Annotated in this window: 30 protein-coding genes; 15 read left to right on the forward strand and 15 right to left on the reverse strand. The window is 58.6% G+C overall.

Annotated features, from left to right (window positions below; all coding sequences use genetic code 11):
• Nucleotides 1–74 precede the first annotated feature (74 nt).
• From ACR0E6_RS02290 to ACR0E6_RS02300, 3 genes are all read left to right on the forward strand, one after another.
• Entirely contained in the window at nt 75–416 is a 342-nt protein-coding gene (locus ACR0E6_RS02290) for a hypothetical protein (protein WP_480580663.1), read from the forward strand.
• A gap of 107 nt (nt 417–523) precedes the next feature.
• The gene (locus tag ACR0E6_RS02295) at nt 524–1084 is read left to right on the forward strand and encodes a hypothetical protein (protein ID WP_170519458.1); all 561 of its coding nucleotides are present in this window, start codon (nt 524–526) and stop codon (nt 1082–1084) included.
• An 11-nt stretch (nt 1085–1095) separates the two neighbouring features.
• On the forward strand, nt 1096–1461 hold the full coding sequence (locus tag ACR0E6_RS02300; protein ID WP_480580666.1) for a hypothetical protein: 366 nt from the start codon (nt 1096–1098) through the stop codon (nt 1459–1461).
• Between the two features lie 41 nt (nt 1462–1502).
• Here ACR0E6_RS02300 and ACR0E6_RS02305 read toward each other — a convergent pair whose 3' ends face one another.
• Both ACR0E6_RS02305 and ACR0E6_RS02310 read right to left on the reverse strand, forming a co-directional pair.
• Nucleotides 1503–2312: a glycosyl transferase gene (locus ACR0E6_RS02305; RefSeq protein WP_480582194.1), complete on the reverse strand. Its 810-nt coding sequence runs from the start codon at nt 2310–2312 to the stop codon at nt 1503–1505.
• A 50-nt stretch (nt 2313–2362) separates the two neighbouring features.
• A complete protein-coding gene (locus ACR0E6_RS02310) occupies nt 2363–3580 on the reverse strand; it encodes a bifunctional alpha/beta hydrolase/OsmC family protein (RefSeq protein ID WP_480580668.1) in 1218 nt (405 codons plus the stop codon).
• Between the two features lie 268 nt (nt 3581–3848).
• On the opposite strand from ACR0E6_RS02310, the gene ACR0E6_RS02315 reads away from it, so the two are divergent.
• Complete coding sequence (locus tag ACR0E6_RS02315) at nt 3849–4043, forward strand: hypothetical protein (RefSeq protein WP_170735112.1); 195 nt, start codon at nt 3849–3851, stop codon at nt 4041–4043.
• 8 nt (nt 4044–4051) lie between these two features.
• On the opposite strand, the gene dddP is transcribed toward ACR0E6_RS02315, so the two are convergent.
• Nucleotides 4052–5395, reverse strand: a complete 1344-nt coding sequence (gene dddP, locus ACR0E6_RS02320) for a dimethylsulfonioproprionate lyase DddP (protein ID WP_480580670.1) — start codon at nt 5393–5395, stop codon at nt 4052–4054.
• A gap of 123 nt (nt 5396–5518) precedes the next feature.
• Here dddP and ACR0E6_RS02325 point away from each other — a divergent pair, with 123 nt between their 5' ends.
• Entirely contained in the window at nt 5519–6262 is a 744-nt protein-coding gene (locus ACR0E6_RS02325) for a heme-dependent oxidative N-demethylase family protein (RefSeq protein WP_480580672.1), read from the forward strand.
• A 35-nt stretch (nt 6263–6297) separates the two neighbouring features.
• Here the strand turns inward: ACR0E6_RS02325 and ACR0E6_RS02330 are convergent, their stop codons facing one another.
• The 5 genes from ACR0E6_RS02330 to ACR0E6_RS02350 all read right to left on the reverse strand — a co-directional run bounded on the left by ACR0E6_RS02330 (nt 6298) and on the right by ACR0E6_RS02350 (nt 10783).
• Nucleotides 6298–7200, reverse strand: coding sequence for a hypothetical protein (locus ACR0E6_RS02330; protein WP_480580674.1), 903 nt, complete (start codon nt 7198–7200; stop codon nt 6298–6300).
• A 200-nt stretch (nt 7201–7400) separates the two neighbouring features.
• Nucleotides 7401–8192 carry a lytic murein transglycosylase gene (locus ACR0E6_RS02335; protein WP_480580676.1) on the reverse strand — a complete coding sequence of 264 codons (792 nt, stop codon included), beginning with the start codon at nt 8190–8192 and terminating at the stop codon, nt 7401–7403.
• A 63-nt stretch (nt 8193–8255) separates the two neighbouring features.
• On the reverse strand, nt 8256–8900 hold the full coding sequence (locus tag ACR0E6_RS02340) for an MSMEG_1061 family FMN-dependent PPOX-type flavoprotein (RefSeq protein WP_480580679.1): 645 nt from the start codon (nt 8898–8900) through the stop codon (nt 8256–8258).
• A 101-nt stretch (nt 8901–9001) separates the two neighbouring features.
• Complete coding sequence (gene glnA, locus ACR0E6_RS02345; RefSeq protein WP_170449848.1) at nt 9002–10408, reverse strand: type I glutamate--ammonia ligase; 1407 nt, start codon at nt 10406–10408, stop codon at nt 9002–9004.
• A 36-nt stretch (nt 10409–10444) separates the two neighbouring features.
• Nucleotides 10445–10783 (reverse strand): P-II family nitrogen regulator, encoded by a 339-nt coding sequence (locus tag ACR0E6_RS02350; protein ID WP_050602105.1) that lies wholly within the window; start codon nt 10781–10783, stop codon nt 10445–10447.
• Nucleotides 10784–10952: 169 nt separating this feature from the next.
• Between ACR0E6_RS02350 and ACR0E6_RS02355 the strand changes: the two genes are divergently transcribed.
• The 3 genes from ACR0E6_RS02355 (at nt 10953) to tig (ending at nt 15546) form a co-directional block, all read left to right on the forward strand.
• The gene (locus ACR0E6_RS02355) at nt 10953–12596 is read left to right on the forward strand and encodes an NAD(P)H-hydrate dehydratase (protein WP_480580682.1); all 1644 of its coding nucleotides are present in this window, start codon (nt 10953–10955) and stop codon (nt 12594–12596) included.
• Between the two features lie 308 nt (nt 12597–12904).
• Nucleotides 12905–14029 (forward strand): porin, encoded by a 1125-nt coding sequence (locus ACR0E6_RS02360; protein WP_170449853.1) that lies wholly within the window; start codon nt 12905–12907, stop codon nt 14027–14029.
• Nucleotides 14030–14214: 185 nt separating this feature from the next.
• Nucleotides 14215–15546 (forward strand): trigger factor, encoded by a 1332-nt coding sequence (gene tig / locus ACR0E6_RS02365; RefSeq protein WP_480580685.1) that lies wholly within the window; start codon nt 14215–14217, stop codon nt 15544–15546.
• A 94-nt stretch (nt 15547–15640) separates the two neighbouring features.
• On the opposite strand, the gene ACR0E6_RS02370 is transcribed toward tig, so the two are convergent.
• The 6 genes from ACR0E6_RS02370 to rpsF form a co-directional block, all read right to left on the reverse strand.
• Nucleotides 15641–16495 (reverse strand): acyl-homoserine-lactone synthase, encoded by an 855-nt coding sequence (locus ACR0E6_RS02370; RefSeq protein WP_170449855.1) that lies wholly within the window; start codon nt 16493–16495, stop codon nt 15641–15643.
• A gap of 107 nt (nt 16496–16602) precedes the next feature.
• Nucleotides 16603–17304: a LuxR family transcriptional regulator gene (locus tag ACR0E6_RS02375; protein ID WP_170449857.1), complete on the reverse strand. Its 702-nt coding sequence runs from the start codon at nt 17302–17304 to the stop codon at nt 16603–16605.
• Nucleotides 17305–17543: 239 nt separating this feature from the next.
• A complete protein-coding gene (locus tag ACR0E6_RS02380; RefSeq protein ID WP_170449859.1) occupies nt 17544–18029 on the reverse strand; it encodes a lytic transglycosylase domain-containing protein in 486 nt (161 codons plus the stop codon).
• A gap of 150 nt (nt 18030–18179) precedes the next feature.
• Nucleotides 18180–18800 carry a 50S ribosomal protein L9 gene (gene rplI / locus ACR0E6_RS02385; protein ID WP_170449861.1) on the reverse strand — a complete coding sequence of 207 codons (621 nt, stop codon included), beginning with the start codon at nt 18798–18800 and terminating at the stop codon, nt 18180–18182.
• A gap of 12 nt (nt 18801–18812) precedes the next feature.
• Nucleotides 18813–19040: a 30S ribosomal protein S18 gene (gene rpsR, locus ACR0E6_RS02390; RefSeq protein WP_005608650.1), complete on the reverse strand. Its 228-nt coding sequence runs from the start codon at nt 19038–19040 to the stop codon at nt 18813–18815.
• Nucleotides 19041–19068: 28 nt separating this feature from the next.
• Complete coding sequence (rpsF, locus tag ACR0E6_RS02395) at nt 19069–19422, reverse strand: 30S ribosomal protein S6 (RefSeq protein WP_170449863.1); 354 nt, start codon at nt 19420–19422, stop codon at nt 19069–19071.
• A gap of 285 nt (nt 19423–19707) precedes the next feature.
• On the opposite strand from rpsF, the gene ACR0E6_RS02400 reads away from it, so the two are divergent.
• Both ACR0E6_RS02400 and ACR0E6_RS02405 read left to right on the forward strand, forming a co-directional pair.
• Complete coding sequence (locus ACR0E6_RS02400; protein WP_170449865.1) at nt 19708–20226, forward strand: hypothetical protein; 519 nt, start codon at nt 19708–19710, stop codon at nt 20224–20226.
• A gap of 125 nt (nt 20227–20351) precedes the next feature.
• Nucleotides 20352–20924, forward strand: coding sequence for a YceI family protein (locus ACR0E6_RS02405; RefSeq protein WP_170449867.1), 573 nt, complete (start codon nt 20352–20354; stop codon nt 20922–20924).
• Nucleotides 20925–20984: 60 nt separating this feature from the next.
• Here the strand turns inward: ACR0E6_RS02405 and ACR0E6_RS02410 are convergent, their stop codons facing one another.
• Nucleotides 20985–22214 carry a cytochrome b/b6 domain-containing protein gene (locus tag ACR0E6_RS02410; protein WP_480580689.1) on the reverse strand — a complete coding sequence of 410 codons (1230 nt, stop codon included), beginning with the start codon at nt 22212–22214 and terminating at the stop codon, nt 20985–20987.
• Nucleotides 22215–22380: 166 nt separating this feature from the next.
• Here ACR0E6_RS02410 and fabD point away from each other — a divergent pair, with 166 nt between their 5' ends.
• The 5 genes from fabD (at nt 22381) to ACR0E6_RS02435 (ending at nt 26088) form a co-directional block, all read left to right on the forward strand.
• Nucleotides 22381–23319 (forward strand): ACP S-malonyltransferase, encoded by a 939-nt coding sequence (gene fabD, locus ACR0E6_RS02415; protein ID WP_480580691.1) that lies wholly within the window; start codon nt 22381–22383, stop codon nt 23317–23319.
• Nucleotides 23320–23361: 42 nt separating this feature from the next.
• On the forward strand, nt 23362–24099 hold the full coding sequence (fabG, locus tag ACR0E6_RS02420; RefSeq protein ID WP_480580693.1) for a 3-oxoacyl-[acyl-carrier-protein] reductase: 738 nt from the start codon (nt 23362–23364) through the stop codon (nt 24097–24099).
• 210 nt (nt 24100–24309) lie between these two features.
• Nucleotides 24310–24543, forward strand: coding sequence for an acyl carrier protein (locus tag ACR0E6_RS02425; RefSeq protein WP_008756330.1), 234 nt, complete (start codon nt 24310–24312; stop codon nt 24541–24543).
• Nucleotides 24544–24682: 139 nt separating this feature from the next.
• Complete coding sequence (locus ACR0E6_RS02430) at nt 24683–25222, forward strand: GNAT family N-acetyltransferase (protein WP_170449876.1); 540 nt, start codon at nt 24683–24685, stop codon at nt 25220–25222.
• A 122-nt stretch (nt 25223–25344) separates the two neighbouring features.
• Nucleotides 25345–26088: a 1-(5-phosphoribosyl)-5-[(5-phosphoribosylamino)methylideneamino] imidazole-4-carboxamide isomerase gene (locus ACR0E6_RS02435; RefSeq protein WP_170449877.1), complete on the forward strand. Its 744-nt coding sequence runs from the start codon at nt 25345–25347 to the stop codon at nt 26086–26088.
• The last annotated feature ends 130 nt before the right edge of the window (nt 26089–26218 follow it).

Raw genomic sequence — 26218 nt, forward strand, 5'->3', positions numbered from 1 at the left:
ATTGTGTTTGGGCAGGAGGCGATGCGGCGGGGTTTAAACCCGCACCATCAAAGGAACAAGGTGTGAGTGCGGATATGAGACGGTTTGCCCTGATTTTAGCGATCTGGCCCGGTTTTCTGGCGGCTGAAGAGTTTCAGACCCTGTCCGGCGAAGGAATTCTGGCGGCGCTGACCGAACAGAAGCTGGATTATGGGGATGGCGTCTGGCAGACCTTTGAGCCCTCGATGCTGACCCAGTATTTCGCGGGCGGCCCAAGTGAGGGGCGCTGGGCTGTGCGGGGGGATCAGTATTGCTCGCTCTGGCCGCCATCGGATCTGTGGGCGTGTTATGATGTTCTGCAACAGGGTCAGACAATCCGCTTTGTCGATGACGCCGGCAACACAACAGATGGCGTGCTTGTTAAGCGGGGGAACTGACCCAACCCCTCCCGCAAGGATTTTCCGTTGTTGGGCAAGGCAGTACTGGACAAAGCAAGCGCGCCCGGTTCAATCTGATGGCAGCGAAACCATCAGGTTATTGAGATATGCGTATTTTTCTAGCGTCAACACTTGCTGCCTGTGCGGCCCTATGGGCGGCAGGGGCTGCGCCTGTCCGGGCCGAGACGCCTGTGACCTATACCGATGCGGGTCGGGCCTTGTTCCGGTTCTCGGTTCCGGATTTCTGGGCCCTGCGCACCGGCGGGCCGCGTGACATTGAAGATACCGAGTTAGGGGATGCCCGCGCCGTTGCGCGCGTGATGGCCATTCGACCGGTTACTGACGACACGGTCTGGATGGGCTTCGTATCGCCAGCCGGAGTTGAAGATATTCAGGACGGGGAGCGGTATCTTGAAGATATCGACAAGTTCCTTGTCAAAGATCCAAGCGTCACCAGCACCAGCGATACCCGCATCGGGGGGTTGCCCGCCCGTGTCTACCGTGGCACCGGCAACCGCGATGGTCGCCGGATCAATTTCACGGCGACCCTGATCGACCTGCCGCGAAACCGGGTGGCCGTCGTGGTGGCGATCCTGCGCGATGGGGCTGATCCGGCCTATGTGGATGATCTGAACGCCGTTTTCGCGTCGTTCCGGTCGCTGCAATGACGGAGGTTGGTATGACACGCAAACTGATCAAACGTTCTGTGCTAGCGCTGGGCTTGGGGGTCGCAGGTCTGACCCTGTCAGGCTGCGATGGCGTAAGTGTCGGCGTGGGCTATGGGTACGGGTACGACCCGTTTTACGACTCGATGCTGTGGAATGATTATTACCACGACGTCGATGTCGATATCGACGTGAACCGACCGGACCGGCCCAGACCGCCGGACGGCAAGCCGCCCAATCGACCGAAGCCCCCGGCGGGCAAGCCACCTGCGCGTCCGAAGCCGCCAATTGCCAAGCCGCCGTCGCGTCCGCGTCCTCCGGTTGCAAGACCGCCTGCGGCGCGGCCTCCGATCCATCGGCCTGCGTCGCGGAGACGCTGATTTGGGATCTGTTCCGCGCCCGGCACACAGCCGGGCCGGGCCTAGCTTTGTTCTGCCTGATCCCAAATCCGCTCGACCCAGGTTGCTGGTCGTACAAATTGGCGGATTCCCCAAAGCTTGTGCTTTGATCTGAGCGCGCGCCAGATGTGTTGGCCGGGCGGCAGGTGCGGAACCTCGGCGTGGTACTGGCCTTTGATCGCATCGGGCGGGTTGAGCGATCCGGCAAAGATCACAACGCGTGCGTCCTTGGGTGCGCGCGTGTCCAGAAAGTAGTTCAGCGGGAACTTGGGAATACACTCGATCCGGAAATGGCGGACCCAGCCGGACGGCCAGAACCTTATCCCGTTTGGCGCGTTTTTTGTCACAAAATGCTGTTCAAACCGATACGTATCCGCCACGCCCTTAGGGTCGGCGGCAAAGATATCCTGCAGCGGGGCAAGCGCACCGACCGGCATACGGTAGATCGACGTTTGCCCCAGACGGCTGAGGGGTTTGGCCACGTTGCGTGCAAGGATAACGTCGTCCGGGTCGCCGAACTCGAAGAACGGATCCAGCGAGCCGGTGATCGCGACGTCCAGATCCAGAAACAGGAATGGCCCCGTCAGATCAGCCAGCTCTGCGGCCCACAGTCTGGATTTCGGCCATTGGCCAATGGTTCGCTGCGGCATGAAGCCGGGCATCTCGGGCAGGTCATAGCATTCGACACCGGGATCGACACCGTCGCGCGAATCCGTGAAGGCCACGAACCGGAAAGGCGGCGTCGTTCTGGCACAGACCATCCGATAAAGGCGGTTGATATAGGGGGCGCCGTAGAGCGTGCCCCAGTTTATGCACACGATCTGTTTTTCCATGGCCGCGTGGGTAGCAGCCACGCGAAACAGTTCCGTGACAGGATTTCAGGTCACGCGTCCAGCAGGATCGTGGTCACAACGGAGGAGCCTTCCAGCGTGCGGTGCACGGGGCATTTATCCGCAATCTCCAGAAGGCGCGCGCGTTGGTCGGGGGTCAGGGGGCCTTCCAGCCGTATCTTGCGTTTGAACTGATCGATCTTGCCCTCGTTTGCCAGACCCGCATCCTGCGCGTGAACCTTGTCGTGGCACACATCGACGGTGATGCCGGTCAGCGGCCACCGTTTGCGCCGCGCATACATGCGTATGGTCATCGAGGTACACGCCCCAAGACCCGAGGAGACAAACCCGTAAGGCGACATGCCACGATCCGTGCCGCCATATGACACCGGCTCGTCCGCCACGACGTGATGGCGCGGCCCCGATTGAATGTCCTGCAAGAAACCATTGGGGTCCGACTCGGTCACTCGAATGACGCCTTCGGGCGCGCCCGGCGGTGGGGCAGGCGGGCAAAGCGAGACATAGCGCGACACCCAGGCTGCGATCACATCGGCCGCATATTCGGCATCTGCGGCGCGGGTGATCAGGTGGTCGGCATCGTCAAGGGTGACAAAGCTTTTGGGGTGTTTGGCCGCAAGAAAGATTGTGCTGGCATTGTCGATGCTGACCGTTTCATCCATCGGCGCGTGCAGGATCAGCAATGCGGCTTTCAGATCAGCAACCGATGGGGTCAGTGCTGCTTCGGCAATATCATCGACAAAGGCCTTGCCAATGCGGAACGGACGCCCGCCCAGCGAAATCTCGGCGCTGCCGTCCTGTTGGATCTGCGGCAGGGCATCTTCGAAATGGTGCGAGACGTGGCTGGGATCGGCCGGGGCCCCAAGGGTCACAACCGCCTTGACCGAAGGGATGCCCGCACGGGCGCGCAAAACCGCAGCACCGCCGAGCGAGTGACCGATCAACAGGGCAGGGGCCATATTCCGGCCCGCAAGATACTGAGCCGCCGCAATCAGGTCTTCGACATTCGAGGTGAAGGTGGTGTTTGCGAATTCGCCTTCCGAGTGGCCCAGACCCGTAAAGTCGAACCGCAAGACCGCGATGCCCATTGCCGCCAGCCGGGCCGAGATGCGGCGCGCGGCTGGAATGTCCTTGGAACAGGTAAAGCAATGCGCGAACAGGGCGGTTGCCAGCACCGGACCGTCGGGCAGGTCCAGTCGTGCTGCAAGTTGACCGCCGTCATGTCCGGCAAAAGTGATGCGTTCCGTGGGCATTTCGGCTCCTTCGGTTTGGGGGGATGCCTGCAATACTGTGGTGAAGCAAAGCCAGTCTCAAGGGATATGTCAAAGGCGTAACGGTAAGGTGAGGACTTGGCGGACAGGTGCACAGGACCTGTGCACTTGCGCAGGTAAGCGGTGTTGCGGCGTCCAATTGAATGACCAAACATCACAATTGGTGATGTTGTGTCGATTAAATATTCATTTTCATAATTCAACTGCCTCCCCCATCTTCACGGTATCCACACCATCGCCGGAGGAAAGCATGACACATATTACAGCAACCCCGCAGTCGCCCGGTATCGGGGCAGGCACATTGGTTACTCTTGTTCTGGTTGGCGCATTGGGTTTTGCGCTGGGACAGTCCTGGCCACTGGGCGAATTCGCAAGCGACCCGCAATTGACGCAGCCGATTGAAGACTGGCACGGCAATGTGCGTCGTTCAAATTGGTCAGAGTGAGGGCAACCTCACTCTGACCCCATAAGCCGCCCATCAAACGGGTATTTTGTCAGGTTCTCATAGCCGTCCTCGGTTATCAGTACCTGATCTTCCAGCTTGATCGAGAAATCTCCGCCCACTTCGCCAACGGCGGCTTCGACACAGAGCACCATGCCGGGTTCCAATGGATAGTCATAGGCCCCGGCAACCGCCTTGTCGGGATAGGCGACCAATGGCCATTCGTCACACAATCCCACGCCATGCATCAGGCAGCCGTACTTCTGCGCCTGAAACTTGTCGTCCAACCTGTGAGAGTTGGCCGTCAGCTCGGGGATCATCACACCGGGTTTCAGCATCTCCATATTGGTCATGATGTGTTCATGCGCGTGCTGCATGGCATAGATCATATCGGCGCGCGGTTTCTGGTCGCCGATCCACCATGTGCGTGAAATATCGATGCAAATCCCGTACGATCCGATCAGGTCCGTGTCGAATGCAATGATCTCATTCTGCTGTGTAATGCGGGGGCCGCATTCCTGAAACCACGGGTTGGTGCGCTGGCCCGAGGCCAAAAGGCGGGTTTCGATCCACTCACCCCCGCGCCGGATGTTTTCGGCGTGCAGAACGGCCCAGATGTCATCTTCCGAGGTTTTTCCGTCGCCGACATTGGTACGGGCGAATTTTTCCATCTCGGCCACGGCGGTCTCGCAGGCATGGCTGGCGCAGCGCATGGCCAGAATCTCGTCCGGGCCTTTGATGGCGCGGGTCTTTTCGGTCAGTTCCTCGCCTTCCATGATTTCGAACCCCTGCGCCTCAAGCGCGCGCAGCCCGTGCAACATGATCTTGTCGACCGCCAGACGCTTGTTTCCGCCGCCATGTTCGCCGATCAGCACGCGCACTTCGTTCGAGAACACGTCCGCCGCGATATCCACCTTGTCGCCCCGGTCGAAATAGAACAGATCCGCGCCCGACCGCTGTTCGCGCACCAACGGGTTGAACGTCGACAGGAAGGGCGAGTTCTTGTAGTCCCAGATCACCATATACCCGTCGGCGCATAGCAGCACGGCCCGGAACGGGTTGTGGGTGTTCCATAGCTGCATGTTGGTGCTGTCAGTGGCGTAGCGGATGTTCAGCGGGTCAAAGATCAACAGGCCGCCGTATCCGCGATCGACAATCGCCTGCGTCAGGCGCTTCCAGCGGTATTCGCGCATCCGTTCAAGGTTCGGTAGTTTCAACCCGGCCGCATCCCATTCGTCAAAGGCCAGTTGGGTCGGTCCGATCTCGATCCGGTTGTTGTCGTTGGGTGTTCCGTCGCCCAGTGTTTCCCCTCGGGTCGGATCGATTTTGCGGGTATCCCGGTAGTGTTGATTCACGTCACGCCTCCCTGACATGGGGTCGAGTGTGTTGAGGCCCTGATCCGTCGTCGCAGAAGATTGCGACCGTCTGCGGGTCGTTTTTTGACCGACATTGCATGGATTCGGTGGTAGCTGGGTCTCATGACTATCATTTTGCAGGAAAAAATCCCGTATGATCCGCGCAACGCGCGTGCGCTGCCCGGTGTGCAGCCTGCGTCGCCGGACGCGTGGCTGCATCAGGATGACGCCTTTGCCGCGCAGATGAGCCATCGGGCGACCCTGTTGAAAGAACGGCGCGATCAGGTGCTGGCGCTGGACCAAGGTGCCGAACCTGCGGCGCAAGAGCTTTTGGAACTGGTTCTGGCGCAGGTCTATCCTGCTGCTGCGGACAGCGTGCAGCGGCCTGACGGCGTGTCGGTTGACATCGACAGGACCCGGCCACTGGATACGCTGTGCCATCTGGTTCAAGAGGATTTCTGCATCCTGCAAAAGCAAGCCGATCAGCATGTTCTGACAGGCGCGATCCTGTGTTTTCCAGCCAGTTGGCGTTTGAGTGAGAAATTCATGCGCCCGCTGGTGGATATTCATGTGCCGGTCGCCAGCTACGACGACAATATCGCCCGGCGCGTGCAGCGATTGTTTGATGGGATTCAACCAGATCGCCCGCTTTGGCGCTTCAATGCGCTGTGGTACGAGGACCCGGAGCTTTTTCAACCCCGCAGTGCCAGCGAACCGCGGGAAAAACCAAAAGCGGGGACCACCTCATACCTGCGGAGCGAGCGTCAGACTTTGATGCGTCTGCCCAAGACTGGCGCGGTCGTTTTCTCGATCCACACCTATGTTCTGGCCGCGCACAGCCTGGCAGAAATGGAAAACCCCGCCTGACGGCGGGGCCTCCAAGGAGGGTTCTTGTAATTCGGTTACATGCCCAGAGCGGTGGCAACGTCGGCAAAAGCGTTGCTGGCATTCAGGGCGACAATGGCAAAGGTGAAGACCAGAACCTGAGTGTTCAGTCTGAAATCCTCACCCCGGATCAGGTTAACCGCCGCCATGGACAGCGCAATCGGGGTGGAGACACTGGCGATCACGCCTGTCATGCACCAGCTGCTGAGCCGCAGAATGTCGCTTGGCCGCTCGTCTTCCTCAGCGGGATCGCTGGGCGGGGTTTCTGTTGGGGTTTGGGGTTCGTCCGTGCGAAACGCGATGCTGAGCAGTTGTTCGTCTGACAGCTGGATCGGACGGGCCGCAGGTTTGGCTGCTTCGATAGGATCTTGCGGTTCGGGGATATCCAGACCTGCAAACTGACCGGTCACAGATTGAAAGATCTGTTTTCGGTTTCTGGGTTTGCTGGGGGCCAGCGTGTCAAAGGCGCTCATGAACTGTTCGACGGTCAATACCGTGTGCGGTGACAGCCATTCCACCCGCCGGGTCGAGCAGATATCGACCATGCGGTACAGAATGACGACCAGCATAAGTTCCGAGATCTCGGGATCGTCCAGCAGCGGCGACACCGGAGTAACCGTCAGGACCAACCGGTTCTGAGGGTTGGACACAACGGGCCGGGCGAGCGTCCGCAGGCCAGCCGCGCGATCCATACGTTCGTAACGTGTGTCGGTATCCGCCGCTTCGGTATCCAGCGTCAGGCGCACCATATACTGGCTTGAGACGACGCTTGCCTCGGTCCGTGACAACAGCGCTTTGCGTTCGACCAAATGGCCGTAATCTTCAAGCGTCGTGGCGACAATTGTGCCAAACCGCTCGATCGCGCCGTCTGTGTCGCCATCGAATTGCAGGCCGCCATGGTAGCTGTGCTTCCGAGCCACTGGAGTGTTCCTTTGCCGCTTATTGTCTAAGCCGACAAACTATCAACGGTTTTTGGACAGAATTTGACCAAAATGGAAAAAAATCGAAATTTCCGAGGATTGATTACGCTTTGGAAACCCTGAATCCAAGGCGTTTTGGTGGCCACTGTGGCAATTTTGTGGCCGAATTGCGTGTAGGACGTGGTGACGGAGTGTCGGGCCTAACCATCGATTCGGGCGGCCATGATGGCGATGGATTGCTGATAGACCGATGCCGCATTCCATTGTTGGATGACCGCGAAATTCGGCTGCCCCGGCTGATAGCCACGCCCCGGTTTCCATCCTTTTTTGCGAAGGAAATTCGCGGTCGAGGCCATTGCATCCGTCAGGTTGTAAAAGTCCACACGTCGGTCGCCGGTGGCATCGACACCGTATTCCAGGGCGTTGCCGGGCAGGAATTGCGTATGGCCCAGTTCGCCATGTTTTGCCCCTTTTGTCGCCATGGTGATGCTGCCCTGATCGACCAGTTTCAGTGCCCCGATCGCATGGGGGATAAAGAAATCCGATCTGCGGCAATCGTAGGCTAATGTTGTGATTGCGGAAACAACCTGACTGTCGCCCATGAAGCTGCCAAAGCCGGTTTCCATGCCGTGGATGGCCAGCAAAATTCCGGATGGCACGCCGTATTGGCGTTCCAGTGCAGCGTAGAAATCCGGGTTTCTGGCTTTGCGTTTGCGCCCTTGCGCAACAATCGTGTCGGCGCCGCGCACACGCATGAATTTATCCAGCGAGTATTTGAAACTCTTCTGATTTCGGTCGGCTGCAATGGTGCGGGTGGCGTATTGCGTTTGCGCCAGCGCATGCAGACCCTTCTTTTTAACTCCGGCACGGCGCGCCTGTTTGGCAAAGTCCGCTTTCCAGGCCTCGAACCCTGCGCTGGTATTCCCGCAGGGCGCGGTCAGTCCGACGGTCGGGATGGTCAGGGCAAGCGACAGAAAAAGCGCGCGCAGCATAGGGGCACTCCGATTGGCTGTGGTTGTGAAAGCGTAAATGCCAAGGGCGAAATGGCAAGTCGGTTAATACAGGTCCAGTTCGTCCGTGGCTTTTAGGCTTTCGAACCATTCCTCGGGCGTTTTGTCGATTTTCGCGTGTTTGACCATCATTGCATTCATGTTCGCCAGTTGCGAGGCATCGGGCCAGTGATCGGGTTGCCACAGGTTCCCACGGATGACGCATTTGGGGCAGTGGGCAAAGGCAGTTTCGACATGGATCAGCAGGACAAGTTTCGGCACCCGCCCGTTCACGGCCATACCGCTTAGCAGGTCGGGGTCAGCGCATATTCGCGCCGTGCCGCGAATGCGCAGAGTTTCCATTTTGCCGGGAACAAAGAAAATCACACTGACGCGCGGGTCTTTCAGAACGTTGTGAAACGTGTCCACCCGCTTGTTGCCGGGGCGATCCGGGATGGCGATCAGGGTGTCCGAGACCACTTGAACAAACCCCTCAGGGTCGCCGCGCGGTGAGATGTCCAGATACCCATCCGGGTTGGCCGAAGCGATCAGGCAGAAGGTGGATTTGTCGATGAAGTCGCGGCACATCTGATCCAGTGCGGACAATTCCTTGGCGATGATCTGGGGCAGAGGCGCGCCGGTGATGCGTTCCAGATCTTCGACCGAGGTTACGATGTCCGAGAATTGTGCAAACGAGGTATCGGATGACATGCGCTCTCTCCTGACCGGTTTGCATCCGAGTGTGAAAGATCATGCCAAACGAAGCAAGGGCGCCCGTTTGGACGCCCTTGCAGATGTAACCCTGTTCCGGATCAGCAGCTGTAGTACATGCCGTACTCAACCGGGTGCGGGGTATGCTCGTAGGTTTCGACCTCTTCCATCTTCAGGGCGATGTAGCCGTCGATCTGGTCTTTGGTGAACACGTCGCCCTGCAGCAGGAAGTCGTGATCGGCAGCCAGAGCTTCCAGAGCCTCACGCAAGCTGCCGCAGACGGTCGGGATATCGGCCAGTTCTTCGGCGGGCAGGTCGTACAGGTTCTTATCCATGGCTTCGCCCGGATCGATCTTGTTCTTGATGCCGTCCAGACCGGCCATCAGCAGCGCAGCAAACGCCAGATAGGGGTTTGCGGCCGGGTCGGGGAAACGGGCCTCGACGCGCTTGGCTTTCGGGCTTTCGGTCCACGGAATACGGACACAACCGGAACGGTTACGGGCCGAATAGGCGCGCAGAACGGGGGCTTCAAAGCCCGGGATCAGGCGCTTGTAGCTGTTGGTCGACGGGTTGGTGAAGGCGTTCAGGGTCTTGGCGTGTTTCAGAACACCACCGATGAACCACAGGGCCTCGTCCGACAGGTCGGCGTATTTGTCGCCTGCAAACAGTGGCTTGCCGTCTTTCCAGATCGACATGTTCACGTGCATGCCGGTGCCGTTGTCGCCTGCGATGGGCTTCGGCATGAAGGTCGCCGATTTGCCGTAGGCGTGCGCGACGTTGTGGATGACGTATTTGTACTTCTGCAGCTCGTCCGCCTGTTTGGTCAGGCTGTCGAAGATCAGGCCCAGCTCGTGCTGGCACGAGGCAACCTCGTGGTGGTGCTTGTCGACCTTCATGCCCAGACGCTTCATGGTGCTGAGCATTTCCGAACGCAGGTCCTGGGATTCGTCGATCGGGTTAACCGGGAAGTAGCCACCCTTGACGCCCGGACGATGGCCCATGTTGCCCATCTCGTATTCGGTGTCGGTGTTCCACGACGCGTCGGTCGCATCAACTTCGTAGGATACCTTGTTGATCGTGTTCGAGAAACGGACATCGTCAAACAGGAAGAATTCAGCTTCGGGGCCGAAGAAGGCCGCGTCGCCGATGCCGGAGGCTTTCAGGTAGGCCTCGGCTTTTTGGGCGGTACCGCGCGGGTCACGCTCATAGGCTTCGCCGGTGTCGGGCTCGACAACCGAGCAGTGCACGCAGATGGTTTTTTCTGCATAGAACGGATCGACATAGGCGCTGTCGGTGTCGACCATCAGTTTCATGTCCGATGCTTCGATCGACTTCCAGCCCGCAATCGACGAACCGTCGAACATGAAGCCTTCTTCCAGGAAGTCTTCGTCAACCTGATCAGCCATCAGGGTCACGTGCTGAAGCTTGCCGCGCGGGTCGGTGAAACGGACGTCGACGTAATCGGCGCCTTCGTCTTTGATCAGCTGAAGAACTGCGTCCTTGCTCATTCTATTGTTCCTCTGGTTTGAGAATTCGGTAATGGGTTACAGCGCGTCCGAGCCGGTCTCGCCGGTGCGGATGCGGATGGCTTGTTCAACGGGTGAGACAAAGATCTTGCCGTCGCCGATCTTGTCGGTCTTGGCGGCCGAGACGATAGCCTCGATGGCGGCATCGACCTGATCGTCGTCCAGAACCACTTCGACCTTCACCTTGGGCAGAAAATCGACCACGTATTCGGCACCCCGGTAGAGTTCCGTGTGACCCTTTTGGCGGCCAAAGCCTTTGACTTCGATCACGCTGAGGCCCTGGACGCCAACGTCCTGCAATGCCTCTTTCACTTCGTCCAGTTTGAACGGCTTGATGATCGCTTCGATCTTTTTCATCCCGGCTCACCTCGCATGGTTGTCAGACCCGCAGTGATCACGTCTAAGATCGCTCAGCAATGTGATTGCGAAAATGATGGCCTTAGGGCGGGGCGAAATTTGGCGCGGGGTGAAATTTTAGTCACTTTGCACAAAAAGTAATCAGAATTGAATCGCGAAGGGGTTTCGGATGGCAGAATTGCTGACAGCGGCACAGATGCGGGCGATCGAGCAGGCGGCGATTGAGTCCGGTCAGGTGACGGGCCTGGACCTGATGGAGCGCGCCGGGCAGGGCGTTGTCGACGCGATTTTCGAGGAGTGGCCAGAGTTGAGGGATCGAGGGGCCAGCCCCTCGAGCTCCCCGGGATATTTGGGGCCAGATGAAGGGGATCCCTTGCGCGCCGTTGTGCTGTGTGGACCCGGGAACAACGGGGGCGACGGGTTTGTCGTGGCGCGGTTGTTGCGGGAGTTGGGTTGGGAGGTTGAGGTTTTTCTATATGGCGATCCAGAGAAGCTGCCGCCCGATGCGCGCGTGAATTATGAGCGGTGGAAGGGGCCTACGCTGAGCGCCAACGAACTTGCTCAGTCGAGTTTCAAACATCCAGACGTTTCCATCGATGCGCTGTTCGGAACCGGCTTGGCGAGACCGATTGAGGATCCGTCCGTGTGGGAGCTTTTGTGGGCGCATGACGATGCCGAAGATGCTTGGGAGATGCGCAGGCAAGGTTTGGGGACAGATATTATTCCCCCACGAACAGTTGCCGTGGATGTCCCGTCTGGAATTTGCTCTGACTCGGGGAGAGTTTTGGGGGATGCGTTTCCCCAGCATGGCCGCCGCAGTGCCCGCTCTTCGCTGACGGTCTCGTTCCACTCAAAAAAACTGGGGCATGTCCTGAACGAGGCACCCGAGTTTTGCGGGTGTTTGGTCGTCAAGGATATTGGGCTTCATCATGAACACGTAAACACCGAGATTGCGGAAATTGTGGAGCGCCCGAATGGGGTGCTGATCGGCAAGGGTGGTGGTGTTCACAAATATGCCCATGGTCACGCCCTTATCCTCTCGGGTGGCGCGGGAAAGACCGGCGCGGCCCGGCTGGCGGCGCGGGGGGCTTTGCGGATCGGGGCCGGTTTGGTGGCGATTGGGGTGCCGCCCTCGGCCCAGATGGAGGTTGCGGCGCAGGTGACGGCCATCATGTTGCAGCGCGTTGAGGGTGCAGATGGGTTGGCCGAGGTGTTGCAGGATGAGCGGTTGAATGCTGTGTGCCTTGGCCCGGGGCTGGGAGTGAAGCGTGCGCTGCAATTGGTGCCGGTCGCGTTGGCGGCGCGGCGGGCAACAGTGCTGGACGCGGATGCGTTGACGGCTTTTGCCGACGACCCGGACGCGCTGTTCGGATTGCTGCACGCAAACTGCGTGCTAACACCACATGGTGGAGAGTTTGCGCGGCTTTTCCCGGATATTGCTGAGAAACTGACTGCGGTTCCCTTGAAAGGCCCGGCTTATTCCAAAGTGGATGCCACCCGCGAGGCCGCGAAACGGGCCGGGTGTGTTGTTCTGTTCAAAGGGCCGGATACGGTGATTGCCGATCCAAATGGCCAGTGCTCGATCAACGTGGCGCATTACGACCGTTCCGCCCCGTGGTTGGCGACGGCCGGGTCGGGGGATGTGCTGGCCGGGTTCATCACAGGGCTGATGGCACGAGGGGTTTCAGCCATGCAGGCCGCCGAGAGCGCGGCCTGGTTGCACGTGGAATGCGCGCGCCATTTCGGCCCTGGGCTGATCGCAGAAGATCTGCCCGAGCAGCTTCCATACGTATTTAGGCAATTAAATATATAAGTATATTGGGCGGGGAATGGCTCAGCGGGGCGCGAGTCGGCGGAAATCCGCCGTCAAGACCTGCGCAGATGCATAGCGAGTGTTTGCCAGACGCATGGCTCGGCGTCACAATTCACTTGTGGTGCTTGGCGAGATCTAGTGTGTGAATGTTCAAGCCTTTATAAACATTAACAAATATCAAATTTTGCGAGTTTCTGCTGTTGCGAAAAAGCAATGCTCGCGCGGGACCGATTGCGGCGCACTGGAACGCTCACGTTCCGTAAACATCTGAGCAGTACCTGAAACCTGAATTTTTCATGGTGAGTGAAATGACCCTGAACTTTAAATCCACTTCGGTTGTTGCAGTCCTTGCCGCATCAACGGCAATTCCGGCTGCGGCTGAATTGAAATATGAAAACAACAGTGGCGGCTATGTCGAGCTTTATGGCCAGCTGAACCCGGCCATTATTTCGGTCGACGATGGCGAAGAGACCGAGACCCGGCTTTTGGACAACGATCTGTCTAACAGCCGCGTTGGCCTGCGCTTGCTGCAGCCTTTTGGCAGCAACGAGTTTACCTTCCGCTTTGAAACCGGCCTGGGTCTGCCCGGATCAGCCTCGGCGGATCAGTTCGGCACCAATGGCGATGGCTGGACGCGCGAAGATCTGCGCCATGTCGATTTCGCCTTGAAAGGCGATTGGGGTAAATTCTCGGCCGGGCAGGGCAGCATGGTGTCCGATGGTGCAGCCGAAGTGGATTTGTCCTACGTCGGCACAGCGCTTTATTCGTTCACCAACGACGAGAACGCGGGCTTCTTCTACCGCGGAACTGACGGCATGCTGAGCGATATCACCGTTGGCGACTCCAGCAGCAACCTGGACGGTTCGCGCCGGGGCCGCATTCGTTATGACACGCCGACCGTCAACGGATTTTCCGCCGGGATCGCCTATGGTCAGAACATCCTGTCCAGCAGCGATGACGACGATTACTACGACATTGGCCTGTCCTACGAAAACACCTTTGCGGGCGGGGTCGAATTTGCGGCCGGTCTGGCCTATGCCGTGCGCGACCGCGACGACAACTCGGGTGAGCGCAAAGACACGATCGGCTCGGCCTCGGTTCTGTTGCCCAGTGGGTTCAGCTTTACCGTTGCAGCGGGTACGCGCGACGACGACGCGGATGGCGCGTCCGATCCCAATTACTGGTACGGCAAAATCGCCTATGAAGGGAACTGGGTGCCATGGGGCAAAACCGGCGTCGGGATCGACTATTTTGACGGTTCGGATTTTGACTCGGACGGGTCCAGCACCAAGGCGTGGGGCATCGCGGTGGTGCAGAAGATCGACGCAATCAACACCGATGCTTATCTGAAATACCGCAACCACGACTTTGACGACGGCACCTCGTTCGACAACAACGAGGCTTGGGTTCTGGGCGCGCGCTGGCGGTTCTGATCACCCGGACGATTTCCTGAACAAACGCCCCGGTCCAATCCGGGGCGTTTTTTATACTGAGAGGCGGTAAATCCGGGGTGATCCGGCCTTTGCCCCCTTGCACGCGGGCGGCTGGGCAAATAGAAGGCGTCAAATTTGCCCGGCGCGCCGTTTTGCGCGCCCCGAATCCTATGGGGACTACCATAATGCAGGTTACCGAGACGCTGAACGAAGGTCTGAAACGCGGCTACAACATCGTTGTGACCGCAGCCGAGCTGGACGACAAGGTCAACGAAAAGCTGACCGAGGCGCAGCCCGAAGTTGAGATGAAGGGCTTCCGCAAAGGCAAGGTGCCGATGGCGCTGCTGAAGAAGCAATTTGGCCAGCGCCTGCTGGGCGAAGCGATGCAGGAAACCATCGATGGTGCGATGAACAAGCACTTTGAAGACAGCGGCGACCGCCCTGCGCTGCAGCCCGAGGTCAAGATGACCAATGAGGACTGGAAAGAAGGCGACGACGTCGAGGTCGCAATGTCCTACGAAGCGCTGCCGGAAATCCCCGAGGTTGACCTGAAATCGGTCGAACTGGAGAAGCTGGTTGTCAAAGCCGATGACGCAGCCGTGGAAGAGGCGCTGAACAATCTGGCCGAAACTGCACAGGATTTCAAAGCGCGCCGCAAGGGTTCGAAAGCCAAAGACGGCGACCAGATCGTGTTCGATTTCGTCGGCAAGGTTGACGGCGAAGAGTTCGAAGGCGGCTCGGCGGAAGACTACCCGCTGGTGCTGGGCTCGAACAGCTTCATCCCCGGCTTTGAAGAGCAGCTGGTTGGTGTGAAAGCCGAGGAAGAAAAAGACGTCAACGTCACCTTCCCCGAAGAATACGGTGCCGAGCATCTGGCCGGTAAAGACGCTGTTTTCACCTGCACCGTCAAAGAGGTGAAAGAGCCGGTCGCCGCCGAGGTCAATGATGAGCTGGCCAAGAAATTCGGTGCCGAGGATCTGGAGGCTCTGAAAGGTCAGATTTCCGAGCGTCTGGAAGCCGAATACGCTGGTGCGTCACGCGCTGTGATGAAGCGCGCGCTGCTGGATGCGCTGGACGAGAAGGTGTCCTTTGACCTGCCGCCGTCGCTGGTAGAGGCCGAGGCCAAGCAGATTGCTCACCAGCTGTGGCACGAGGAAAACCCCGAGGTCGAAGGCCACGATCACGATGAGATCGAACCCACCGACGAGCACAACAAACTGGCCGAGCGCCGCGTGCGTCTGGGCCTGCTGCTGGCCGAGCTGGGCCAGAAGGCTGAAGTTGAAGTGACCGATGCCGAGATGACTCAGGCGATCATGAACCAGGCGCGTCAGTACCCGGGTCAGGAACGCCAGTTCTTTGAGTTCGTGCAGCAAAACGCCCAGATGCAGCAGCAACTGCGCGCGCCGATCTTTGAAGATAAGGTTGTCGACTACGTGTTCGAACTGGCCACCGTTGCAGACAAAGAAGTCAGCAAGGACGACCTGCAAAAAGCCGTTGAGGCACTGGAAGAGGAATAATCCTCTTCCCCCCTTTTCGGGGACCAAAAGTAAAGCGGAGCCGCCTGAAATTGGCGACTCCGCATGGGTGGCTTTGTACTATGAGGTGAGGGGGTCAGGCCTCATGAGCAAAAGCACGGGGGGTCTGTAGCAGAGCGGTCTTCTGCTCTGGCGTGAAGGTGTCGGTCAGCGCTTCGATCAGCTTCAGAACATCTTGCCGTTCCGCTTCGGTGCGCGCTGCGCTCATCTGTTCGACAAAGTATTTTTCGAGGTCAGTGAGCGGTTTGTGATCGCGATTGGCCGGATTGGGCTCAACAGCTTTCTTCGAGTTGAACAGGGCCAGCGCCTCTTCCTCGTCCAGGAAGACATCGCCTTCGATGCCAGCGAAGTCGCGGACGCCCTGAATGCGTTCATCGGTGCAATCCAACAGCGCGGCCAGTGCCGACACTTTGCCCATCGGGACAGTTTTGCCGACATAGTCATAAGGGGCACAGTTCGACCGCTGCAGAACGCGATCCATAACCGGATCGATTACGGTGATGATGTCCTGGATACCTGCGTTCTTGGCATATTCCAGCGAGCCAATCATCAGTTCACAGGTGGCATACGACACCGAGTTCTTGTCCTTGCCGCGTTTGAGACGCTGCGTGTCGACGCAAAAGCGCGTGGATTCCCACATCGTCGCGCTGCGCAGCGGTGCTTCGCCATCCAGAATGGCCGAGAAGACATCGGAAAGCATGTGAGGTCCGGTGGTCTGCAGGGCACGCACGGCTGCGACGACATTCCCCCCGTCGTCGAGTCCGATTACGTATGCAGGATCCAGGTGATCGAATTCGTCGATCTCTTTCCCGTCTTCGATATTAACGTCCCATCCAAGACGTCCGCCGAATACGCGTGCGCGCAGTTCAAACATTTCGTCGAGAACTTCGCCGAACAGGTGTCTGTTCAGCCCATCTACCACGATGATCATTTTTTCCCCCTTCGAGTGGTTGTTCGGTAAACTAGAAGTTACCGTTTTGAGGGGGTTTTTCTATTGGGGGTTTCCCGTATTTTGACGGAATTTGGGGAATTTTGTGTTTAACCTGGGGTAATAAGCCCAATTGCGATGGCCCGGCCGACGGCTTGCGGCGTGGTCAACGCGCTCAGCTTTTCGCGGCTTGATCGCAGATGCACCTCGACGGTGCGGTGCGAGATGGACAGGATGTCGCCGATATCCTGCTGCGACTTGCCTGCCGCGACCCATTGCAGGATCTCGGCCTCACGCGTGGACAGGGTAGGGTGGTACAGCGCACCGGTCAGTTCATCTGAGGTCACGACATGGTCGTGAATGTGAACGGCCATTGATTGCAGGTCGCTGATGACATGGGTGTACAGTTTACGCCATTCTTCCTTGCTGCAATTGCGGGTCGCGCTGAGCAATCCAATATCGCCGTAAGGCCCTCGCACAGGAATGGTAACGCCTTGATTCGGAATGCCAAAATCATGTGCGTCCCTGAAAACGCGCTGAAACTCCGGGCTGCGTTCAAGACGGCTCCAATCCACGGGGGCGATGCTGCGTCGGGCCATGTGGATTGTGGGGTCGATCATGATCAGACCCTGGTTCTGGTAGTGTTCGTTCCAGGCGTCGTCGTAAGTCACAAAACCGGCTACGGTACCAGCCGCAGGATTCATGCCAGCATAGGCGGCATGGTCCATTTCATGCTTGTCGCAAATCTGCTTAAGAAACTCGGTATACCGAGTTTCTGCATCCGGCAGAGTGCTCAGATCGAAAATTTCCATGCGGCGCCTACCAACTGCGGCCCATACCACAAGTCTGATGGTGTCGTCAGACCGGCAGTAAACTTAGAGTGGAACCCAACTTACCTCACGGCAGCCAGCACAACATACTTTTGAAAACATGACAAGGCGACGTGCGAAATGTCTGCGCTTTTCGACGCTGCTGGTGACGTATTAGAACATTTTTGTCACTATCGGAACGCAACTGCTAACAGAAGATCATTCCGATTGACCGCCCCATTTCACGGCGCGGGTCGTAATCCTGTCTCAACCAGCATACCGCGTGCCTTGGCTTCGGGATAGTACCCTTTTGCATATAAAAAGATGGCGCGTTGCTGATCGCCATCGGAAAGCAGCCATGCACCGCGCAGATATTTTCCCGCAAACTCAAGATTGGTGTCAGCGTCCAGCAGACCTTGCGCGTTGCCCTTATATCCCATCGAGCGCGCCGTGGCAGGCAGGATCTGGAGCAGGCCGTAATAAGGGCGGTTCACAGCCCAGGGTCTGTGCGTGCTTTCGCGGATCGCCAGCTTGTGCACCAACTCACGCGGCAACTCGTAGTGATCTGCCCATTTGTTGATCGACGCGCGCAGTTCCGGGGTCTCGTTGGGGTAGAGCGGCGGATCGAACGGTTCCGCGTCACCTCGGGATACTTCGGCGCCGCTACAGGCGGCAAGGGTGGCCATTGCGAGGAAGGCGATGATGCTGCGGCGGGGGAAAACTGCCATCTAAATTCTCCAGGTTCCGGTGCGCGATGATATGGATCGCAGTCGACGCCGCAAGATTAGCTGTGAAATTGGGCTGAATTTTGCTGGCTCGGGCAAGAAAAAGGGCCGCGCGGATGGCGCGGCCCTTTCTGTAAGGTCAGCTTGGCCAGATCAGGCTTTTGCTTCGTCTTCTTGGGCAGGGGCGTCTTCGGCCACCAGATCGTCGTCGTCCGAAGCGGCCGAGCCGATGTCGTCGAACAGTTCGGCGATTTCGAATTCAGCGGCAGCTTCTTCTTCAGCGGCCAGTTCCTGAATCGATTTGCCCGATGCCTGCAGTTCGGCTTCTTCTTCTGAGCGGGCAACGTTCATCTTGATCTCGACTTCAACCTCGGGGTGCAGGCGAACGGCGACCGAGTGCAGGCCCAGTTCCTTGATCGGAGCGATCAGGATGACCTGTTTCTTGTCGACGGTGAAACCTGCTTCGGTTGCGGCATCTGCGGCGTCACGCGGGGTGACCGAGCCGTACAGAGCGCCAGCATCCGATGCCGAGCGAATCACGATGAACTGCTGACCGTCCAGCTTTTCAGCCAGGGCTTCAGCTTCTTTCTTGGTTTCCAGGTTGCGTGCTTCCAGCTGCGCTTTCTGGGCTTCGAACGACGCGATGTTGGCGTCCGATGCGCTCAGGGCTTTGCCCTGGGGCAGCAGGAAGTTGCGGGCGTAGCCGGGCTTGACGTCAACGACGTCGCCCATCTGACCCAGTTTCGCAACGCGTTCCAGAAGGATAACTTGCATGTCAGTCTCTCCTTACTTCACGGCGTAGGGCAGCAGGGCGAGAAAGCGGGCGCGCTTGATAGCACGGGCCAGTTCACGCTGCTTTTTCGCCGAAACGGCGGTGATGCGCGAAGGAACGATCTTGCCACGCTCAGAGATGTAGCGCTGCAGCAGACGGGTGTCTTTATAGTCGATCTTCGGCGCGTTCTCACCCGAGAACGGGCAGACCTTGCGGCGGCGGAAAAATGGTTTTGCGGCCATGGTTTAGTGTCCTTTTCTCAGGCGTTGATCAACGACGCTCGCGGCGGTCGCCACGTTCGTCACGCTTCTGCATCTGAACCGACGGGCCGTCTTCGTGACCGTCGACCTTGATGGTCAGAACGCGCATGACGTCGTCATGCAGGCGCATCAGGCGTTCCATTTCCTGAACCGCACCCGAGGGGGCATCGGTCTTCAGGAAGGCATAGTGGCCTTTGCGGTTCTTGTTGATCTTGTAGGCCATCGTCTTGACACCCCAGTACTCGCTATCCACGAGGTTGCCGCCGTTGTCGGCCAGCACGGTGCCAAAGTGTTCGATCAGGCCTTCGGCCTGCGCGTTGGACAGGTCCTGACGCGCGATCATTACATGCTCATACAGTGGCATGTTCACTCCTGTTTATATCAAGGCGCATTTCATAGGCGGGGCCATTGTGATCCTTCGCGACCCTGCCACGAGAGGCTGCGCGATTCATGTGTCGTGCGAAGGATGGCCCCGTATACACGTTTCCCCGTCCGGGGCAAGGCCTGCCGGGACTGCCATGGTGAAGTCGTCCAATTTCCTTTGCTGCGCCCAATTCCTGACGCTTTTCGGCTCAAAGTTGTTAAGCAAGCCGGAACACATCCGGACAGCCAAATCTAAGACGGTAACCTTATACAGGGTGATGATGTTATGACCGCGACGAACACGAACACACTTGGCAAGCAGGCGCAGGGCGCGGGCTTTGAACATTCCGTGCCGGTCAAGATTGCATTCAAAGTGAACTGGAAAGCCCGGATCGTTCTGGCCCGCATCGTCGGAGCCTTCCTGATCGTGTCGGCCTTTTCGATGTGGCTGATGCCGGGGTCGGTGATCGGGGCCGAGGTCTGGCCGATCAAGATGGTCGCGTCGATGCTGTTCCTGATCGTCGGTGTCAGCCTGTTGACCATCGAAGTGATGGATTCACGCCCGGATGCCTATTTCGATCCGATCCGCCGTGAAGTCCGCATTCTGCAGAAGAACGAGAATGGCCGCCCCCAGACGGTTCTGCGTCGCAGCTATGAAAGCCTTGGCGGTGCCCGTTTCGAGGATGATGAAGTCCAATTGTATGACGTCGACGGCAGCCTGCTGATGAAACTGCCGTTGCAATCGGCGGATGTCAGCCGAGCGCTGAAGGGCCAACTGAGCCAAAGCGTAACAATTTTCGCCTGAGTTTTATTCTGTTCAAAAAGGAACAGAGTTTGTGAATCAAAAATACTTGTGTGCCGCCCTTGGGCGGCACATTTTTGTTTTGAGCAACCCAATCGGTTTGCATTCACAAAAAAGCGGAGACTGTTATGAAATCCACCCTGCTTGCTGCTGCCCTGGCCATGACGGCGACCACTGCCTTCGCCAGCGCCGAGAAATACGTTCTGGATCCAAGCCACAGTCAGGTCATTTTCAGCTATGACCACCTGGGATTCTCGACCACCACTGGCATGTTCTCGGGCTTTGAAGGCGAAATCATGTTCGATCAGGAAGACCCTGCCGCATCCAGCGTGTCCGTCTCGATGCCTGTGATGTCGATGTTCACCGGCTGGGAAGCGCGTGAAGATCACTTTATGACCGAGGACTTCTTTGGTGCGTCCGAAGGCGATCTGATCACCTTCACCTCGACCGGGATCGAAGTTACCGGAGACGACACGGCCAATATTACCGGCGACCTGACCATGAACGGTGTGACCAAGTCGGTCGTTCTGGATGCCAAGCTGAACAAGGTCGACCAGCACCCGATGGCCAACAAGCCCTGGGCCGGATTCAACGCGACCACAACCCTGACCCGCAGCGAGTTTGATCTGGGCCAGTTCGCCCCGTTCGTCAGCGACGAGGTACAGGTTCAGATTTCGGTCGAAGCGCAGAAAGCCGAATAAGCGCAGTTTGATCGTTACGACAGGAAACCGCCGGGTCAGCCGACCCGGCGGTTTTTTTTGTCACTCTTCGTCCCGCTCGGCAGTCAACTCGACCGAGACTATAACGTTAAAGCCCAGCGAGTCCTCTGTCGGTTGAGATGTGCCAACGTCGAAATCCATCCGGTTCAACTGCAACTCGCCTGACATGGTTGCCTGATCCTCCTGCAACTCCAGTGTGAAAGGCAGAACAACGTCCAGGGATTTGTCGCGGATCGTCAGAGGCCCCCGGGCCTCATAGCCTGTTTCGGTCTTGAACAGATCGGCCTTGAAGGCGGCGGTCGGGAATTGCGCGCTGTCAAAGAAATCCGCGCCCATCGCCTGATCGCTCACCGTACCCAGGCTGAGCGATCCGATGGCAATCGTCACATCGACCGAGCCTGCCAATCCCGGTTCGGCGGGGTCTTCGAAGGCAATCGCGGCTGTCCAGTCGCCAAAAGTCCCTGTCACAGGGCTGCCCAGCTGAGAGATAGTGATCGACAAGGTGCCATCCTCGACCTCCCATTCAGATTGCACGTCTTCAAGCTCGGCCGTGTCGGTTGCCGCTTTGGAGTGGTCATCAAATGTGCCGTTGGTCCAGCCAAAGCCCAGAACCCCCAACCAGACGATCAAGGCAGCGAATGCTGGCAGGGCCGAGTGGTGTTGTGCTGGCGGTTCGGGTGCGTCCGCCTGACCGGGCAGCATGCGACGCAGGGTGCTGTCCTTATCGACAACGTGGTGTTTCAGGGCACCCATGATGTGCAGAGCCAGCGACCCGCCCAAAACCCAGATGAACAGCCAGTGCAGCCCGGCGGTCACCTCGGCCACGTATGGCGATTTCGGAACAAACGGCAGGTTTTGGCCGAAGGGCCACAGGATCGGCGCAAACCCTTCGGCGGCGGCGTGGTGAAGCCAGCCGGTCAGCGGCACCAGAACGAATGAGGCGTAAAGCATCCAATGCACGGTTTCGGCGGCAAAAGCCTCGGGCTTGTTTTCAGCGTTCAGCAATCCCGGTTTTGTTTGAGAAAATGCCCACAGAATGCGGGCCAGTGCGACAAAGAACACCGTCACGCCAACGGTCTTGTGCAGCGAGAACAGACGGGCCGCGTGGGCAATATCCTCTTCGGATGTCGGGATGTTAGGGTCATAGATCGCGTGGGCCAACTGGTTGGCGTACCAGCCCAGTGGCAGGGCCGTGAAGATCAGCAAAGCCGTCAGCCAGTGAAAAGCCTTGGCGACGCTGCCATAGCTGGAAAAGGTATTGCTTGAGGGCATCGAACAAACGCTCCGGTATGGGTGGGCTGCCCCCAACCTAAAGCGCACGCGCAATGACACAAGTACGAGACTGCGCACATTCAAGGTGCCGCAATGCACCCTACTTGTGCCGCGTCCCATGTCAGTTTACACCCCGCCGCAACCTAACGTCATCCATGAGGTTGCAATGACACGCGCGTTCGTTTTTCCGGGGCAGGGCGCCCAGACCATCGGAATGGGTAAAGCACTGGCCGAAGCCTACCCGGCGGCCCAAGCCGTTTTTGATGAGGTCGACGAGGCGCTGAGCGAAAAGCTAAGCAGCCTGATCTGGGACGGCGAGATCGAAGAACTGACGCTGACTCAGAACGCGCAGCCCGCGCTGATGGCCACGTCGATGGCCGCGATGCGTGCGCTGGAGGCCGAAGGTGTGTCTGTAACTGATGCGGCCTATGTGGCCGGGCATTCGCTGGGTGAATATTCCGCACTGGCGGCGGCGGGTGCCTTGTCGGTGGCCGATACCGCCCGCCTGTTGCGCAAGCGCGGTCAGGCGATGCAAAGCGCGGTGCCGGTGGGTGAAGGTGCAATGGCGGCTGTTCTTGGTCTGGACCTTGAAGCGGTGCGCGCCGTAGCGGACGAAGCCGCGCAGGGCGAGGTGTGTCAGGCGGCAAATGACAACGACCCAACGCAGGTTGTCGTATCCGGCGCCAAGGCGGCGGTGGAACGGGCTGCCGAGATTGCCAAGGAAAAAGGCGCAAAGCGGGCAATTTTGTTGCCGGTAAGTGCTCCATTTCACTGTGCGCTGATGCAGCCTGCTGCAGATGTAATGGCAGACGCCTTAGCCGCGGTCGAAATCAAGGCCCCCGCAGTTCCGGTTGTCGCCAATGTGCGCGCCGAGGCCGTAAGCGACCCGGACCTGATCCGGCGGTTGTTGGTCGAGCAGGTGACGGGCTCGGTTCGGTGGCGCGAAAGCGTGCAGTACATGGCGGCGCAGGGCGTGACCGAGACGTGGGAAATTGGCGCGGGCAAAGCCCTGTCCGGCATGATCCGCAAGATTGACCGGGCCATCGCGGGCAAAGCGGTTGGAACGCCAGAAGATGTCCTAAAGGCCGTCGCGGCCGAGTCGTAAGCATAGAACGCGCCGTTCAGGGCGCCTCACGAGGGAAACAGTATGTTTGATTTGACGGGTAAGAATGCGCTGGTTACTGGCGCTTCGGGCGGGATCGGGGGCGATATCGCCCGCGCTCTGCATGGCGCTGGTGCCAATGTGGGCCTTTCGGGTACGCGGGTTGAGCCACTGCAGGCTTTGGCCGATGAGCTGGGAGAGCGGGCGCATGTGCTGCCCTGCAACCTGAGTGACACACAGGCCGTCGAGGCGCTGCCGAAACAGGCAGCCGAGGCGATGGGATCGGTCGACATTCTGGTCAACAACGCCGGCATCACGCGTGACAACCTGTTCATGCGCATGTCCGATGAAGAATGGCAGAGCGTCATTGACGTGAACATGACCTCGACCATGAAACTGTGCAAAGGCGTGATCCGGGGCATGATGAAGGCGCGTTGGGGTCGGATCGTGAATGTCTCGTCCGTGGTGGCCGCGATCGGCAATCCGGGGCAGGCGAACTATGCGGCGTCGAAAGCCGGAATGATCGGCTTTTCCAAGGCCTTGGCCCACGAAGTTGCCACGCGCGGCATCACCGTTAACGCTGTGGCTCCGGGTTTCATTACCACGGCCATGACCGAGAAGCTGACCGAGGAACAGAAAAAGGGTCTGTTGCTCAAGGTTCCGGCGGGTCGTATGGGCGACCCCGAGGAAATTGCGGCCGCCGTTCTGTATCTTGCCAGCCCCGAAGCGGGCTATGTTACCGGAAGCACCTTGCATGTGAATGGCGGTATGGCCATGTTGTGAGCGCATAACAGGACAGGCGCGAAAGCGTTTGCCTTGTGCGCGGACTATGTTATAGGCGGCGCATCTATGCAGGGGCCGGTCGTTCAGGTCGGCCTTCTACTTTCCCGGTGAGCCGGGACCCAAACCGCCCGGAACGGGCAAATCAAAGCCAACCCGTGCGGGCAAGGGCAGAACCGGGCAAACCGCCCTGAATAGGAATGAGGAATAGACATGAGCGACGTCGCAGATCGCGTTAAAAAGATCGTTGTTGAGCACCTGGGTGTTGAAGAAGACAAGGTTGCGGAAAACGCCTCCTTCATCGACGATCTGGGCGCAGACAGCCTGGACACCGTCGAGCTGGTCATGGCCTTCGAAGAAGAGTTCGGCATCGAAATTCCTGATGACGCAGCCGAGACCATCCAGACCTTCGGCGACGCGGTCAAATTCATCAGCGAAGCGTCCTAAGCGTTTCATTTCTGATCAAAAGCGGCGCTTCCGGGCAACGGGGGCGCCGTTTTTTATTGTCGGCCCAACTTTCAGGCTTGCGTGACGCCTGTTCGCTTAGCACTGTTTCCACTGAGGCGTTATTCCAAGTGGGCAGGCGATGATAAGATCCACACCGATGATCAATACGGCACGGCTGACGCTGTGTGCGATGCGGCCCGAGGATTTTGAGCGCTTTGCCGAAATCTGGCGCGACCCTTGCGTGGTTCAGCATATCGGCGGCCAGCCCCGGTCGCGCGGTGAAGCCTGGGATTCGTTCCTGCGCAATGCGGGCCACTGGCAGATGGCCGGGTTCGGGCAGTGGGGCGTTCTGCAACAATCGAATCGCAAATTGATAGGTCAGGCCGGGTTTTTCTACGCCGATCGCGGGATGGGTGAAGAATTCGACGCTTTCCCCGAGGCCGGTTGGGTCCTCGCTACCGAAGCCCAAGGGCAGGGGCTGGGGTATGAGGCCGCCCAGGCCGCGCATGACTGGTTCGACCGGATCATGCCGGGGCCGTTGGTTGCCATGGTGAATGCAGGCAACGCGACCTCGCAGAAACTGGCAAAAAAGCTGGGCTATGTGCTGACGCGCGAGGCCGAGTACAAAGGCACTCCGGTCCACTTGCTGCGTCGCAACGGACCACCGGCGCGGGCGTAACTCCGCCGAAGGCAACTTATGCCGCAAATTGACCAGACTTTGCCGATCCCGGTAAATTGGGCCGATCCATCGCATGTATGCTATTCTGGATTTCCAGAACGACTGAGCGGAGGAGAATGCTCATGCGGATTTACCCCACGATGGAATTGCAGAACGGGCGGTGCGTCACCCTGGACAAGGGTCGCCTGGACGATGCAATGATCTGGCATGTGGACCCGGTTGAAACAGCGCGCAGCTGGGCTGCCGTCGGTGCTGAATGGATGCATCTGACCGATTTCGACGCGATCGAAGGGCGCGATACCAACGCGGGGCTGGTCGAAGAGATCATCCGCAGCGCTGAAATCCCGGTACAGCTGGGCGGCGGTATGCGCAGCCGCGAACATGTCGAGCATTGGATCGACAAAGGCGCGGGCCGTATCGTGATCGGGACGTTGGCGGCGCGTGATCCGCAACTGGTGAAGGAACTGGCCAAGCTGTACCCCGATCAGATCGTGTTGGCGGTGGATGTCTGGCAGGGCTACGTGATGACCGAAGGTTGGCGCAGCCAGAGCGCTTTTACACCCGAGGCATTTATCGACGCGTTCGAAGGCACGCCTTTTGCGGCCATCGTGGTGACGGATATTGACAGCGACATGGAAGATGTCGAAGCCCAGCTTGGGCTGATTTCCGGCCTGGCGCAGCATTCGCGTACGCCTATCGTAGCAAACGGCGTGGTGCGTTCGGCTGATGATATTTCGCGGCTGGCCTATATTCCCAACATTTCGGGTGCGATGTTCGCGCGCGCATTGTTCCGCAAAACGCTGGATCTGTCTGAGGCGCTTGAGGTTGCGACGGCTGCCCATGAACCGGTAGCGCAGTTCCAATAGGACTGACCGAGAGATTTGTTCCGCCCTTTTCCACATCCGGGAGAGGGCGGTTTTTTTGTTCCAGCGGGGTGGTGAAACCCGGCTGCACGGCAAGATATGACCGGAATTGACAATATGATGTCGGTAAGGA

Source organism: Ruegeria sp. AP12, from assembly GCF_056540025.1.